The following is a 14,414-nucleotide window of genomic DNA, read 5'->3' as shown; positions in this document are numbered from 1 at the left end:
ATGCGTGTATTCAAGATCCTTCTGATGCTGGTCGTCGTGGCCGTGGCTGCGGGTATGGTGGGCTTTCGTTACTGGCAGGCACAGTTGCTGTCACCGCTGGCGATCGAGCAGGAACAGCTGTTCGAGGTCCCGCGCGGTGCCAGTCTCTCCAAGGTGGTGAGCGAGCTGGAATCCCGATGCATCATCGAGGCCAGCTGGCCGTACAAGATATGGGCACGTCTGGAGCCTGATGCCGTCAATGGTCTGCGCGCCGGTGAATTCCGTCTCACGCCGGGCCTGAACGGGCGTGAGCTGGTGGCACTGCTGTCCAGCGATGACGTCGTCAGCTATACCCTGACCGTGCCGGAAGGCTGGACCTTCGCCCAGATGCGTACCGCCATGGACGCCTCACCCAAGCTTGAGCACACGACTCGCGACATGAGCGATGAGGAGCTGATGGCGGCCGTAGGGGCAGAAGGCGAGAAGCCGGAAGGGCGCTTCTTCCCGGACACCTACCGCTATCACAAGGGCGTGAGCGATCTGTCGCTCTACAAGCAGGCCTACGCGCGCATGAGCAAGACGCTTGAGGACGTGTGGGCCGGGCGTGATGACGACCTGCCGATCACCACCGCGTACGAGGCCCTGATTCTGGCCTCGCTGATCGAGCGCGAGACCGGTGCCCCGGAAGAGCGTGGCGAGATCGCCGGCGTGTTCAAGCGTCGCATGGAGCGTGGCATGCGCCTGCAGACCGACCCGACCGTGATCTACGGTCTGGGCGAGAATTATGATGGCTCGCTGTCGCGTGCCGATCTGCGCAAGCCGACCCCCTGGAATACCTACGTGATCACCGGCCTGCCGCCGACACCCATCGCGATGCCGGGGCGTGCCGCTCTGGAAGCCGCGGTGCACCCCAAGCCAGGCGACACCTACTACTTCGTCGCCAAGGGCGAGGGCAAGCACCACTTCTCGCGCACTCTGCGAGAGCACAACAACGCCGTGCGCCGCTATATTCTCAACCGGTAATACGCCGTGAATGAGGCGAAATGTCCGCGTGGTCCGGTGATCATCGCCATGCCGCGTGGGCCTTCGTCGCGAGTCATCTGCCGTCTGAATCAGGAAACCTCATGTCTTCACGTCCGAGCGCCGCAAGCACGACGTCTTCTCGCCACACCACCCCCCTCGAGGTGAGCCCATCGACGGGGCGTTTCATCACCCTGGAAGGAGGAGAAGGTGTCGGCAAGAGCACCAATGTCGCCTTCGTGGTCGCCGAGCTCGAGGCGCACGGCATCGAGGTGGTGCGCACGCGGGAACCCGGAGGCAGTGAGCGGGCGGAAGCCATACGCCGGTTGTTGCTGGACCCGGCCCCCGCGGAGGCCTTGAGCGATGATGCCGAGCTGCTGCTGATGTTCGCCGCGCGTGCCCAGCACCTGGCCGCGACCATTCGCCCGGCGCTGGAACGTGGTGCCTGGGTGGTGTGTGATCGCTTCACCGATGCCACCTTCGCCTATCAGGGCGGGGGGCGTGGCTTGCCGCTGGCCGACATCACCACACTGGAAGCCTTGGTGCAGAAAGGGCTGCAGCCGGATCTGACGTTGCTGTTGGACATGCCGGTCGAGGCCGCACGAGGGCGTCTGGCCGCACGGCGCGCCGAAACCGGCGAAGGCGCGGATCGCATCGAGCAGGAAGCCGAGCAGTTCTTCGAAGCGGTGCGAGTCGGCTATCACCAGCGGCGCGATGCAGACCCCGAGCGCTTTGCCACCATCAATGCCGATCAGTCGCTGGCAGAGGTACAGGCCGAGATCGCCGGCGTGCTGTCGGCCCGCATCGCCGCCTGGCAGGCAGGAGAGACCGCATGAGCGCAACGCGATCCAGCGATGACGGCGTGACACTCTCGAGTTTCTCGCCTCTGCCGTGGCAGCACTCGCTGTGGCAGCACTTCACCGCCGTGCATGACAGCGGTCGCCTGCCGCACGCGGTGATGCTCAGCGGACCTTCGGGGCTTGGCAAGCAGGAACTCGCGGATGCGATGATCGCCCGTGTGCTGTGTCGCACCGCACAGGGCAAACCCGGCGCTGCCGCCTGCGGTGACTGCCATGGTTGCCACATGCTGGCGGCAGGGCATCATCCTGACCTGATGGCGGTGTCACCTCAGGACGTCGGCAAGATGATCCGTATCGACCCGATCCGCGATGTCAATCGGTTCGTCGCTCAGACGGCCCAGCAGGGCGGCTATCGTGTCATTCGCCTGCAGCCGGCGGAATCGATGAACATCGCCTCGGCCAACGCGCTGCTCAAGAGTCTCGAGGAGCCCGGCGCCAACACCCTGTTCATCCTGCTCAGTGACATGCCATCGCGCGTGCTGCCGACCATTCGCTCCCGCTGCCAGCAGTGGCCCCTGGTGATTCCGTCGGCTGAAGACAGTCTGCCGTGGTTGAGCGAGCAGCTGGGCGAAGATGCCCAATCGTTGCTGCGCATGGCAGGAGGCCTGCCGCAGCTGGCGGTGCGTCTGGGCGAGGCGGACCAGCGCCAGCTCAGGCAGGCATTGCGTGAACTGTTCGACGCGCTGGTGCGCGGGGGAGAGCCGGTGGCGGAAGCCTGGCGTCTGGAGCGCCAACCGCTGTCGCAGGTGCTGTGGTACGGTATTGCCTGGCTGGAAGATCTGATACGCATGGGCTTGTCTGGCAATACCGCGCAGCTGCGTGACCCGAGTCTTGAGCCCTTGCTGCGTCAGGCGGTCAAGAATGGCCGCACCCGTGACTGGTTCAAGCTGCTGGACTTTGCCCGTGAGCAGCGCCGTCTGCTGGCGGCGGGGGGCAACCCCAACCCGCAGCTGGTACTGGAGTCCTGGCTGGTGCGTTGGGCAGCGCTGCTGCGTTCGTGATGCCCGTGAGCAGGAGGCAGCGCTCAACGTGTCCCGCGGGCTAGACTGACAGCAGGCGCCGCGCGAACCGCAGGACAGGCGCCATGAGATTCACGCTGCTCGGCGTCGCCGTGAGAAGAGCAGACGCCGAGCCACGAGACTGAATTCGCCGGATCACCGGCCGGAGGTGAAGGATGCACACCGCTCCACAGCAAGGCCAGAAGGCACTGTCGCTGACGATTCGCGACCAGAAGACATTGCTGGCCGCCTACATGTCGACTCTCGTGCGAGGCGGTATCTTCGTGCCGACCACCGAGCGCTATACCATGGGGCAGGAGGTCTACCTGCTGCTGACATTGCCGGAAGAATCCGAGCGCATTCCGGTCACCGGTCGCGTGGTCTGGATCTCCCCCTCGGGTGTCGGCGGTCGCCGTACCGCAGGCATCGGCATCCACTTCAGTGAAGAGGACCGCCAGGTGCGTGATCATATCGAGAACCATCTGGCCGGCATGCTGGGCAAGGGCCACGCCACCTATACGCTATGAGCTGACCCCGCTCTGCCTGTCACCCCGACCGGTGCCGCCATGCTGGCGTGTCGGTCGTTCATGTTTTCGCCATGCCTCGCGTGGCCCCCAGTCTGAGAGTTTCCGGATGTTTGTCGATTCGCATTGCCACCTTGATCGCCTCAAGCTTGAAGAACATGGCGGCAGCCTTGACGCCGTGCTGGACGCCGCACGCGCCCGTCACGTGCATCAATTCCTCGCCATCGCGGTCACGTTGGACGATGTGCCCGAGATCTCGGCCATCGCCCGACAGCATGACGATGTGGTGATTTCCGCCGGTGTGCATCCGCTGCATCAGGTGGACCCGGAGCCCTCGGTCGAGGACATCAAGAAGTGTGCCGAGCGCTTCGGTGCAGTGGCCATCGGCGAGACCGGCCTCGATTATCACTACGAGAGCGTCAGCCGTGAACTGCAATACGAGCGCTTCACGCGTCATCTGATTGCCGCGCGCGAGCTGGAGCTACCGGTCATCATCCATACCCGTGAAGCCCGCGAGGACACCCTGGCGCTGATCAAGGAGCATACCGATCCCGCCGTGGGTGGCGTGCTGCACTGCTTCACGGAAGATCTGGACATGGCACGTGTCGCGGTGGGCCACGGTTTCATGGTGTCCATCTCCGGGATCGTCACCTTCCGCAATGCCGAGCATGTCCGCGAGCTGGCGCGCGCCATCCCGCTGGATCGCCTGTTGATCGAGACCGACAGCCCCTACCTGGCGCCGGTGCCGTACCGTGGCACCTCCAACGTGCCGGGCAACGTGGTCGAGGTCGCCGAATGCATCGCCGCCGAGCGCGGCATCACCGTCGATGAGCTGGCGATGCAGACCACCGCCAACTTCTATCGTCTGTTCCGCGCCGCCGCGCCGGAAGCCCCGGACAACGTTCGCGAAGCGCTGGCCAGCAGCGGCATGCTCATCGACGGATGAGCGCCCACGGGCAGCGTGACACGCCAGGCAGGGAGGAAATGTCATGAATCCAGCCGCCATTCTCACTCGATTGGGCGACAGGGCCGGCAAGGATGGGCCACTGCCACCGGTGGAGACCTGGCACCCGGAGCACTGCGGCGAGATGGATCTCGTCATCCGCGCCGATGGTCGCTGGGTGCATGAAGGCACGCCGATCGGTCGTGCACGGCTGGTGCACATGCTGTCGCGGGTCATGCGGCGCGAACCCGATGGCAGCTACTGCCTGGTCACGCCGGCGGAGAAGGTCACCATCCAGGTCGAGGATCGCCCCTTCCTGGCGGTGGATTGCTCCCGTGTCGAGTCTGAACCTGGTCAGACACAGCCTGGACAGGCAGCACTCGGAGAGGCTGAGCCTCAGCCTCAGCCGGACATCTGGCAGCTGGTCACCGACCAGGGTGATATCGTGCGACTGGAAGGGGATACCCGCCTGACGCTCAGCGAGACACCGGATGGCCTGTGGTTGCCGGAAGCGCCGGTGCGCTTCGGACTCGCCGCTCGCCTGCATCGCAATCTCTACTACCGTCTGCTGGAAGAGGCCGAGATGCGCGAGCTGGACAATGGCGATCAGGCGCTGGGCTTCATGAGCGACGGCCACTGGCAGATGCTCGGTGTACTGAGTGCCCGAGATCTCTAAACCTGGATCTCCTCGACACCTGGGTCTCGAAACTTGAGTCGCCCGCGGCAGCGCCGCCTGAACCGTATTCATCAACGACGCATGGCATCCTTGCCGTCCCTCGTCAGCCATTGCAGGTCTTCATGTCTTCTACTCTCCCGCCAGTCGCGCCTGATACCCCTGTCGAGGCCATCGGCGTCACGCCAGATGATGTCGCCACCGACGGTGCGGAACCGGTCTCGCCGCTCGCGCACGCCGTCGGCCAGCTGACGCAACGGCTGACGGATCAGCAGCGCGCCGTGGTGGCACATCGCGGACGACACGCACGGGTCGCGGCGGTGGCAGGGTCCGGCAAGACCACCACGCTGGTGGCGCGAGTGCTGAGTCTGCTGGCGGAAGGCATTCCGGCGCAGCGGATTCTGGTGCTGATGTTCAACCGCTCGGCGCGCGAGGACTTCGTCGCCAAGCTGGCGCAGTCGGCGCCACCGGGCACACGCCTGCCGGATGTCCGCACCTTTCACTCCATCGGTCATCGCCTGACCACTACCCTGGTGCGCTGGGGGAGTCTGGCGCCGCGCGAGCTGATCCAGCAGGACTGGGCGTTGGAGCGGTTGCTCAAGCAGGCCGCCCAGCGTGCCCTGGGCGATGCCGACCGCGCCGATCGTGAGGCGGCACTGGAAGGTGAGCGTCTCGAAGCGCTTGCCCAGTTCTGTGATCTGGTCAAGGCCGAGATGTGTGAACCGACGCTGCTGTACGAGCGCATGAACCTTGGTGAGCACACCGGTCACTTCGTCGAGTCCTTCGCCCAGCTTGAGCAGCTGCTCGAGCAGCATGGCCAGATGACCTATGCCGATCTGCTCTACCGGCCGCTGCGTCAGCTGGAGAAGGAGCCGGAGACCCGTGCGCGCATCCAGGGGCATCTGCAGCACGTCATCATCGATGAGTATCAGGACATCAATGAGGCGCAGCAGCGCATGCTGGCGCTGCTGGCCGGTGCGCCGTCCACTGAGGCTTCCTCGCCGGCAGTCACCGGCGAATCATCCAGCACCGTGGCAGAAGTCATGGCGGTAGGTGACGCCAACCAGTGCATCTATGAGTGGCGTGGCGCCCGCCCTGATTACATGCTGACGCGTTTCGCCGAGAGTTTCCCGTCCCCGCTGGACTTCCCGCTCAGTTACACCTTTCGCCATGGTCATCGTCTGGCATTGGCGGCCAATCACGCCATTGCCGCCAATGCGCGCCGACCGGATCAGCTGTGTCTGGCTGCACCCGGCACACCGCCGACGCGGTTGTTCGAAGGGCAGGGGGCCGCCAGTCTGGTCGCGGCGCTGACCGCCTGGAGGGACGCCGGGCGCAGCGGTGCCGAGGCCGCCGTGCTGGTGCGCAGCTGGGCGCTGTCGGTGCCGGTGCAGCTGCAGTTGCTGAAGGCCGGGATTCCCTTCCGGCTCGGGCAGGGCGATCGCTTCGTGTTCCGCCTGCCACTGGTGCAGGCGCTGGCAGGCTATCTGGAGCTTGCGCGTGACGCCACGCGGCTGCGTGACCCGGCGCATCTGATGTTGCTGTTCACCCAGCCCACCGCCTTCGTCGCGCGCGAGCGCCTCGAGCGTCTGTGTCAGCAACTGGCCGACAGCCAGCGCTGGCCGCGCAAGGAAGACCCGATTCTCGAAGGGCTCAAGCCGCTGCAGCGCCGCAACCTGCACAAGCGCTGGAAGCTGTTGTGTGATCTCCCTTCGCTGGGCGACTGGGCACCCGCGCGGCTGCTGCGGCACGTGGTCGATGAGCTGGAAGCCGACAAGGTGCTGAGACGGGCCGCGGCCCGACGGGACAAGGGCGAGGAGGACGTGCGTCTGCTGGACGTGCTGATCGAGCAGGCGGGGGAGCTTGCCAACGACCCCGAGGCCTTCGTCAACCTGCTGCGCAATCCGGTCGAGGATGCCGCCGATGGCGTGCTGATCACCACGGTCCATGGTGCCAAGGGGCTGGAATGGCCGCTGGTAGGCCTCTGGGGCATGAACGAAGAGGACTTTCCGGCCTACTCGCGCGACAACCCGCTGTCGCCGGAGCGCCTCGAGGAAGAGCGACGTCTGTGCTATGTCGGCGTGACCCGTGCTCGCGAACAGCTGCATCTGTGGCGGGATGGCGGGACCCATGCGCCGAGTCGCTTCCTGGCGGAACTGTGCGTGGAGGACTGCTCCCGCCTCGGTGACTGGATTCACGGTGCGGGCAAGCGTGCCAAGCTCGCTCGCCAGCAGGCCGGTGAGGGCGACGCATCCAGTCGCGAGGCGTCCTCTGAAAATACCGAGACCCTGCGCGTGAGCGCGCCAGCCCTTGGCGAGGCCTATCTGGCACGCCTGCCGTTGGTACGTCATGGCATCACGCCGCCGACGCTTGAGGCCTCGCCCAGGCCCAGGGCCGAGCAACAGAGCAAGCCCGGTGGCGTAGGCAAGACCGCTGACGCCGCATCCAGCCGGCGTCAGCCTCGTTCCGGGGGCCGTCATTCCCGCACGTCATCCTCTTCTCGCAGCGAGGTGTCTGGCGTGCTGCAAAGCGTCGGTGGCTGGAAGGTGGGGCAGCGTGTCGCTCATGACATCTTTGGCGAGGGCGTGATCGAAGAGGTGTCCGGCAATGACACCAATCCGCTGGTCGAAGTGCGCTTTGCCGATGGCAGCAAGCGACGCCTGATCGCCTCGCGTGCGCCACTGTCCGCTCTGTAAGACCAGACGCCCAGGGTGGCAAGGTGCGCGATTGCCAATCATCGACGTGAGGGCCATCATGCCTTCATGGCGTCACCGTCCGCTGGAAAGGAGTTCCCATGGCCCAGTATCCCGATCCTGCCGCACTGGCGGCAGCCTCCGTCTCCACCTCATCGTTGCTGGCCCCGGACCAGCGGCAGGCACCCTTGATCGACGCCAGTCAGCTGGTGACCCAGCTGGCGATGGCAGGGCTCAAGTCCCCCGTGGTACTGGATTGCCGCGCTCGCCTCGAGGATGGCGAGGCGGGCGAGCGGATGTGGCGTGAAGGGCACCTGCCAGGGGCCATCCATGTCGATATGGAACGTGATCTTTCCGCGCCCGTGCGCGAGGACGGCGTGGGAGGTCGTCATCCACTGCCGTCGCACCAGGCGACAGCCGAGCTGTTTCGCCGTCTCGGCATCACGCCCGAGCAACAGGTGGTGGTCTATGACGACATGGGCGGCCAGATGGCGGCGGCGCGCCTGTGGTGGATGCTGACCTGGGCCGGGCATCCGGATGTGCGTGTGCTGGATGGCGGCATCCAGGCCTGGAATCAGGCCATGGGCGAGCTCAAGCGCGCTCCCTCCCAGCCAGTGACCTCCGCGCCCAGTGACTGGCAGCCGAGCTTTGACGACAGCCTGCTGGTCACTGCCGAGGAGGTGGTGGACAGTCAGGCGGTGCTGCTGGATGCCCGGGGTGAAGCGCGCTTTCGCGGTGAGCAGGAGCCGGTCGACCCGGTGGCCGGCCATATCCCCGGCGCCCTGTGTCGCCCGACCCCCGGCAATCTCGAGGCCAATGGTCGCTTCAAGGACCGCATGAGCCTGATGCGCGAGCTGCGCCGGACATTGCCGGATGACAGCGCCGTGATCGCCTATTGCGGTTCCGGCATCAGCGCCTGTCAGAATATCCTGGCCTTCGCGATCGCGGGACTGCCGCTGCCGCGTCTGTACGCCGGCTCCTGGAGTGACTGGATCAGTGACGCCGAACGCCCGGTCGCCACCGGCGAGGCCAGCGAAGGGTAGCATTCAGGCAAGTCCGACAAGGATATTGCCGAAACGACAACGCCCGCCAGAGAAACCTCTGGCGGGCGTTGTCGTTTGTGGGGCGCGCTTTCCGTGCGCGCTCAGGCTGGCGTCTTGGGCTCCGTGGCGGGCTTGCGTGACTCGAAGCGCTCCAGCAGGGCAGCGTTGGCGCAGTTGCCCATCACGTTGAGGGCGGTGCGCAGGCCGTCGGTGAAGCGGTCGACGCCGGCGACCACGGCCACGCCCTCCAGCGGCAGGCCCGCCGCGCCCAGCACGGTGGTCATCGCGACCAGCCCGGCACCCGGCACGCCCGCCGTGGAAAAGCTGACCAGCAGACCGGTGGTGAAGACGGTGATCACCAGTGACGTCGTGACGTCGATACCGAACAGCTGCGCCACGAATAGCGCATTGAAGCCCTGCAGCACGGCGGCACCATCACGCTTGAGCGCGGTACCGAAGGGTAGCGCGAAGCTGGCCAGGGATTCCTGCATGCCGTAGTCGCGTGCATTGCCCAGCGCCAGCGGCAGGGTGGCACCGGAACTGGCGGTACCGAAGGCGAAGCCCAGGCTCTGGCCGAAGTGGCGCATGAAGGCCAGCGGACGGGCACCGGTCACGGCCAGCAGCACCAGATAGAGCAGTGCCATCAAGGCCAGCGCGATGATCAGACCGATCACGTACATGCCCAGCCGCATCAGCAGATCCAGCCCCTGGGTGGCGATCACCGAGGTGATCAGCGCGAAGACACCAAGCGGGGCCAGCTTGAGCACGAAGGACAGTACCTTGAGGCTGACGGTGTAGCCGCTTTCGATCACGCGATGCAGCGGCGCGCTTTCTTCCGGCAGGGCACGCATCGCCAGCCCGATCAAGGCGGCTGCGAAGATGACCTGCAGCAGGCCGCCGCCACCCAGCGCCGTGAAGGGGTTGTTGGGCACCAGCCCCACCAGCCATTGGGCGATGCTGTCGGCATTGCGCCCTTCAGGCGCCGAGTCCACCAGGCTCTCGGCACCGCTGCCCGGGCTGAGCCAATGAGCGACCAGCATGCCCAGCGTCAGCGCCACGGCGCTGGTGACCACGTAGCTGCCCAGCAGACGCCCGGCATGGCGGCCCACGTCAGCACCGCCTTCGCGACTGGTCAGGCTGAGGATGAGGGCACCGAAGACCATCGGTACCACCACGAACTGCAGCAGACGCAGGAAGATCTGGCCTACCGGCGTCAGCAGGTTGGTGTCGAGCCAGGCGACACTGCCCTCGGGCAAGGCACCTGCTCCGGCGTTCAGGGCAAGGCCGCTGAGGATACCCAGCCCCAGGGCGAGCAGTATCTGACGAGTGACGGACATGGTGGCTCCTAAGCAAGGGAAGTCAGGAAGAGGCGAGTCGACGCTCGGGTGCTGCGCCGTCTGACCCCGTTGGAGTGAGTGAAATCAAGGATGGCTAATGTGCTATCCATGGAAAGTTATATCAATGAAGTATTTGAGACTGTTTTGTAATAACACAAGAAGCGCTCTCGTGAGAGCGCGACATCGCCATGCTGAAGCGGACCGCGCAGCGGTCCACGGAGCAGGTCCGTACGGGAGGCCAGAAACGACAACGCCGCCGCGGCAGGGCCACGGCGGCGTTGTCAGCTGGCGGGCAGCGTTGGGTCACATGTTCGGATAGTTGGGGCCACCGCCACCTTCCGGGGCGACCCAGGTGATGTTCTGCGCCGGGTCCTTGATGTCACAGGTCTTGCAGTGCACGCAGTTCTGGAAGTTGATCTGGAACTGCGGCTCACCGGCTTCCTCGATGATCTCGTAGACCCCGGCGGGGCAGTAGCGCTGGGCCGGCTCAGCGAAGCGCGGCAGGTTGTCACGCACCGGTAGCGCCGGGTCTGCCAGACGCAGGTGACACGGCTGGTCTTCCTCGTGATTGGTGTTGGAGAGAAACACCGAGGACAGCTTGTCGAAGGACAGCTTGCCGTCCGGCTTGGGATACTCGATCTTCGTGCATTCATCCGCCGGGCGCATGCGCGCGTAGTCCGGGGTGGTGTCATGCAGGGTCGGCAGTCGGCCGCCCATCAGCTGGTCGAGGAAGTTGTAGGCGCCACCGAGGAAGGTGCCGTACTTGTGCATCGCCGGGCCGAAGCTGCGCGAGGCATCCAGCTCCTCATGGGCCCAGCTGTCCTGGAAGCGCTTGCCGAAGTCGACGAGGTCCTCGCCACCTTCATCGCCGCTCTTGATGGCGGCGAACACGCTCTCCGCCGCCAGCATGCCGGACTTCATCGCGGTGTGCAGGCCCTTGATCTTGGCGAAGTTGAGCGTACCGGCATCACAGCCGATCAGCAGGCCACCCGGGAAGCTCATCTTCGGCAGGCAGTTGAGGCCACCCTTGGCGATGGCGCGTGCACCGTAGGAGACCCGCTTGCCGCCTTCGAGGTGCCGAGCCAGGGTCGGGTGCTGCTTCATGCGCTGGAATTCATCGAAGGGTGACAGGTACGGATTGTCGTAGGCGAGATCGACGATCAGGCCCACCACCACCTGCTGGTCATCGGTGTGATAGAGGAAGAAGCCACCTTCGGCGTTGCCCTTGAGCGGCCAGCCACTGCCGTGGACTACCAGCCCCGGCTGATGCTGCTCGGCCGGGACATCCCACAGCTCCTTGAGGCCGATGCCGTAATGCTGGGCATCGGCGTCCTTGTCGAGAGAGAAGCGCGAGATCAGCTGCTTGCCCAGATGCCCGCGGCAGCCCTCGGCGAACAGGGTGTACTTGCCGCGCAGTTCCATGCCCGGCATGTGGCCATCCTTTTCACTGCCATCGGCGGCCACGCCCATGTCGCCGACCACGATGCCGCGCACCGTGCCATCTTCTCCGTGCAGCACTTCCTGAGCGGCGAAGCCCGGGAAGATCTCGACGCCCAGTTCCTCGGCCTGCTCGCCCAGCCAGCGGGTCAGGTTGCCGGCGCTGATGATGTAGTTGCCATCGTTGTGCATGGTCTTGGGAACCAGCGCATTGGGGATGACCTGTGCCTTCTGGTCATCCTTGAGCAGCACGACTTCATCACGGGTCACGGCGGTATTGAGCGGCGCGCCGCGCTCGGCCCAGTCGGGGAAGAGTTCGGTGAGTGCGCGCGGCTCCAGCACTGCGCCTGACAGGATATGGGCGCCGACTTCAGAGCCTTTCTCGACCACGCAGACCGTCAGTTCGTGCTCCGCCTCATTGGCCTGCTGCATCAGTCGACAGGCCGCCGACAGGCCGGAAGGCCCGGCACCGACGATGACGACGTCGAAATCCATGAATTCGCGTTCCATGACCCGTCTCCTCAATCTTGATGCCCTGTATCAGGCCCCGCGGATCCGGCGGGGTGGGCGTATCACGATCAGTCGTTGCTGATCGCAGGGCTATTGATCTTCGGCGGCGCGCGTCAGGGCGGTGGCTCGCCAAAGCAAAAAACGATGCTGTGCTCGTCGTGTCGACAGTGAAGGATATGGTCCCTATCCCGTCGTGGCGAGCTGTCATGCGCAAGGCAGCCGCATAGCATGCCGCAACAGTAGCATTTAAAACGACCGTTTGTTTATTATGCTTGGGTCTGACGTAATAGCCACACGGCGTGTTGCAGGATATCGCCTGACGGGTTTCATGTCCGGGCACCCGGATGGTGGCTTTCCGGTTTGACCCCGACCCCCAATTCTGCGCAAGATGCCCCCATGAGAATGATGATCCGTTGCCATCAGGGCCGGTTGTCAACGGCCGGCGAGCGGCGTTCGCCAGCAGCAGGCAGCATGCCTTCGGGTCGTGGGATGGGGTGCCGTGACGCGGTGCTTGTCAGCACGACCTATTTTGGATGATATTCACCTATCAAACGCTTGCATGAATCGAGCGGGGGCGCCTCGAGCAGCCTCTCGCTCCATGAGAGATCAGCGAGGACACCATGAAAGTACTCGTCGCGGTGAAACGCGTCATCGATTACAACGTCAAGATTCGCGTCAAGGCGGATCAGTCTGACGTGGATCTGACCAACGTCAAGATGGCCATGAACCCCTTCTGCGAGATTGCCGTGGAAGAAGCGGTACGCCTGAAGGAAAAAGGCGTGGCGACCGAGGTCGTGGCCGTGACCATCGGGCCGAAGGCCGCCCAGGAACAGCTGCGTACCGCGCTGGCGCTGGGGGCAGATCGCGCGGTGCAGGTGATGACCGATGACGCCGTCGACTCTCTGGCAGTGGCCAAGCTGCTGGCCAAGGTGGTCGAGGAAGAGCAGCCTGGCCTGGTGATTCTCGGCAAGCAGTCCATCGATGCCGACAACAACCAGACCGGCCAGATGCTGGCGGCGCTCACCGGCATGGGGCAGGGCACCTTCGCCTCCGAGGTGGTGGTCGATGGCGAGAGCGTCAACGTCACTCGTGAGATCGACGGGGGTCTGCAGACCGTCAAGCTCAGCCTGCCGGCGGTGGTCACCACGGACCTGCGCCTCAACGAGCCGCGCTACGCCAAGCTTCCGGACATCATGAAGGCCAAGAAGAAGCCGCTGGACGTCAAGACGCCGGAAGAGCTGGGTGTCTCCACGGCCTCGAAGGTCACGCTGGTCAAGGTGACGCCGCCGGCCGAGCGCCAGGGTGGCGTCAAGGTCGGCTCCGTCGATGAGCTGGTGGACAAACTCAAGAATGAAGCAAAGGTGATCTCATGAGCATTCTCGTCATTGCCGATCATCACGATGGCCAGCTGACAGGTACCACTGCCAGTGTGGTAGCGGCTGCCAGCGCCATCGGTGGCGATATCGATGTTCTCGTCGCGGGGGAAGGTGTCGGGAGGGTTGCCGAGCAGGCCGCGAAGCTTGCCGGCGTCAAGCGCGTGCGCGTGGCGGACAACGCGGTCTACGCCCATCAGCTGGCGGAGAATGTCTCGGCGCTGGTCGTGGCGCTGGCGGACGACTACGGCCATGTGCTGTCCGGTGCTTCCACCACGGCCAAGAATTTCATGCCGCGCGTGGCAGCGCTGAAGGACGTCGCACAGATTTCCGAGATCATCGCGGTCGAGAGTGCCGATACCTTCCTGCGTCCGATCTATGCCGGCAACGCCATCGCGACCGTCAAGAGTGACGACGTCCTGAAGGTGATCACCGTGCGTGCCACCGGCTTCGACCCGGTGGCGGCTGACGGCCAGGCGGCCATCGAGGCGGTGGATGTCGTCGAGGATGCCGGTGTCTCCAGCTTCGTCAACGAGACGCTGGCCGAGAGCGAGCGTCCGGAGCTGGGTGCTGCCAAGGTGGTGATCTCCGGTGGCCGCGGCATGGGTAACGGTGAGAACTTCGCTCTACTCGACGGCATCGCCGACAAGCTGGGCGCTGCCATCGGTGCCTCACGTGCCGCCGTGGATGCCGGTTTCGTGCCCAACGACATGCAGGTCGGCCAGACCGGCAAGATCGTTGCCCCGGACCTGTACATTGCCGTCGGCATCTCCGGTGCGATCCAGCACCTGGCGGGCATGAAGGACTCCAAGGTCATCGTCGCGATCAACAAGGATGATGAGGCGCCGATCTTCCAGGTCGCGGATTACGGTCTGGTCGGAGATCTGTTCGAGGTGCTGCCGGAGCTGGAAGGCAAGCTGTAAGACAGTGCGCTGACCTCTCATCCGGCGCCGGACACCCGGACCGGACATGAGCAGAAAACGCGACCCGCTTCGGCGGGTCGCGTTTTTTTTGTGCCCGGATC

General features: G+C 65.0%; 12 protein-coding genes. 10 read left to right on the top strand and 2 right to left on the bottom strand.

The genetic code is table 11. The features are described 5' to 3' along the window. The 8 genes from mltG to QD172_RS04390 all read left to right on the top strand — a co-directional run bounded on the left by mltG (position 1) and on the right by QD172_RS04390 (position 8,733). Positions 1–1,002: an endolytic transglycosylase MltG gene (gene mltG, locus QD172_RS04425; RefSeq protein WP_279855112.1), complete on the top strand. Its 1,002-nt coding sequence runs from the start codon at positions 1–3 to the stop codon at positions 1,000–1,002. A gap of 101 nt (positions 1,003–1,103) precedes the next feature. Next, a complete protein-coding gene (tmk, locus tag QD172_RS04420) occupies positions 1,104–1,835 on the top strand; it encodes a dTMP kinase (RefSeq protein WP_191236689.1) in 732 nt (243 codons plus the stop codon). Then, positions 1,832–2,860 carry a DNA polymerase III subunit delta' gene (locus QD172_RS04415; protein ID WP_077372094.1) on the top strand — a complete coding sequence of 343 codons (1,029 nt, stop codon included), beginning with the start codon at positions 1,832–1,834 and terminating at the stop codon, positions 2,858–2,860. Before tmk ends, QD172_RS04415 begins: the two co-directional genes overlap by 4 nt. Positions 2,861–3,033: 173 nt before the next feature. Beyond that, on the top strand, positions 3,034–3,384 hold the full coding sequence (locus tag QD172_RS04410) for a PilZ domain-containing protein (protein WP_077372097.1): 351 nt from the start codon (positions 3,034–3,036) through the stop codon (positions 3,382–3,384). A gap of 106 nt (positions 3,385–3,490) precedes the next feature. Further along, complete coding sequence (locus QD172_RS04405) at positions 3,491–4,327, top strand: TatD family hydrolase (RefSeq protein WP_084209132.1); 837 nt, start codon at positions 3,491–3,493, stop codon at positions 4,325–4,327. A 43-nt stretch (positions 4,328–4,370) separates the two neighbouring features. Further along, positions 4,371–5,000 carry a DUF1285 domain-containing protein gene (locus tag QD172_RS04400; RefSeq protein WP_279855111.1) on the top strand — a complete coding sequence of 210 codons (630 nt, stop codon included), beginning with the start codon at positions 4,371–4,373 and terminating at the stop codon, positions 4,998–5,000. A gap of 122 nt (positions 5,001–5,122) precedes the next feature. After that, a complete protein-coding gene (locus QD172_RS04395) occupies positions 5,123–7,693 on the top strand; it encodes an ATP-dependent helicase (RefSeq protein ID WP_279855110.1) in 2,571 nt (856 codons plus the stop codon). Positions 7,694–7,791: 98 nt separating this feature from the next. Then, complete coding sequence (locus tag QD172_RS04390) at positions 7,792–8,733, top strand: sulfurtransferase (RefSeq protein ID WP_279855109.1); 942 nt, start codon at positions 7,792–7,794, stop codon at positions 8,731–8,733. Positions 8,734–8,834: 101 nt separating this feature from the next. Here QD172_RS04390 and QD172_RS04385 read toward each other — a convergent pair whose 3' ends face one another. After that, positions 8,835–10,070, bottom strand: a complete 1,236-nt coding sequence (locus QD172_RS04385; protein WP_279855108.1) for a dicarboxylate/amino acid:cation symporter — start codon at positions 10,068–10,070, stop codon at positions 8,835–8,837. A gap of 303 nt (positions 10,071–10,373) precedes the next feature. After that, on the bottom strand, positions 10,374–12,017 hold the full coding sequence (locus QD172_RS04380) for an electron transfer flavoprotein-ubiquinone oxidoreductase (protein WP_191236693.1): 1,644 nt from the start codon (positions 12,015–12,017) through the stop codon (positions 10,374–10,376). Between the two features lie 620 nt (positions 12,018–12,637). Between QD172_RS04380 and QD172_RS04375 the strand changes: the two genes are divergently transcribed. After that, the gene (locus tag QD172_RS04375; RefSeq protein WP_077372115.1) at positions 12,638–13,390 is read left to right on the top strand and encodes an electron transfer flavoprotein subunit beta/FixA family protein; all 753 of its coding nucleotides are present in this window, start codon (positions 12,638–12,640) and stop codon (positions 13,388–13,390) included. Continuing rightward, positions 13,387–14,313, top strand: coding sequence for an FAD-binding protein (locus tag QD172_RS04370; protein WP_279855107.1), 927 nt, complete (start codon positions 13,387–13,389; stop codon positions 14,311–14,313). Before QD172_RS04375 ends, QD172_RS04370 begins: the two co-directional genes overlap by 4 nt. Positions 14,314–14,414: the final 101 nt, after the last annotated feature.

The organism is Cobetia sp. 10Alg 146, from assembly GCF_029846385.1.
GTDB lineage: Bacteria > Pseudomonadota > Gammaproteobacteria > Pseudomonadales > Halomonadaceae > Cobetia > Cobetia marina.
Note: the sequence above shows the minus strand (reverse complement) of the source record. Positions and strands in the feature narration are given on the sequence as shown.

Bases quoted from the DNA above. Each gene is read 5' to 3' on its own strand.
- mltG (WP_279855112.1), top strand. From the start codon at position 1: ATGCGTGTATTCAAGATCCTTCTGATGCTGGTCGTCGTGGCCGTGGCT.
- tmk (WP_191236689.1), top strand. From the start codon at position 1,104: ATGTCTTCACGTCCGAGCGCCGCAAGCACGACGTCTTCTCGCCACACC.
- QD172_RS04415 (WP_077372094.1), top strand. From the start codon at position 1,832: ATGAGCGCAACGCGATCCAGCGATGACGGCGTGACACTCTCGAGTTTC.
- QD172_RS04410 (WP_077372097.1), top strand. From the start codon at position 3,034: ATGCACACCGCTCCACAGCAAGGCCAGAAGGCACTGTCGCTGACGATT.
- QD172_RS04405 (WP_084209132.1), top strand. From the start codon at position 3,491: ATGTTTGTCGATTCGCATTGCCACCTTGATCGCCTCAAGCTTGAAGAA.
- QD172_RS04400 (WP_279855111.1), top strand. From the start codon at position 4,371: ATGAATCCAGCCGCCATTCTCACTCGATTGGGCGACAGGGCCGGCAAG.
- QD172_RS04395 (WP_279855110.1), top strand. From the start codon at position 5,123: ATGTCTTCTACTCTCCCGCCAGTCGCGCCTGATACCCCTGTCGAGGCC.
- QD172_RS04390 (WP_279855109.1), top strand. From the start codon at position 7,792: ATGGCCCAGTATCCCGATCCTGCCGCACTGGCGGCAGCCTCCGTCTCC.
- QD172_RS04385 (WP_279855108.1), bottom strand. From the start codon at position 10,070: ATGTCCGTCACTCGTCAGATACTGCTCGCCCTGGGGCTGGGTATCCTC.
- QD172_RS04380 (WP_191236693.1), bottom strand. From the start codon at position 12,017: ATGGAACGCGAATTCATGGATTTCGACGTCGTCATCGTCGGTGCCGGG.
- QD172_RS04375 (WP_077372115.1), top strand. From the start codon at position 12,638: ATGAAAGTACTCGTCGCGGTGAAACGCGTCATCGATTACAACGTCAAG.
- QD172_RS04370 (WP_279855107.1), top strand. From the start codon at position 13,387: ATGAGCATTCTCGTCATTGCCGATCATCACGATGGCCAGCTGACAGGT.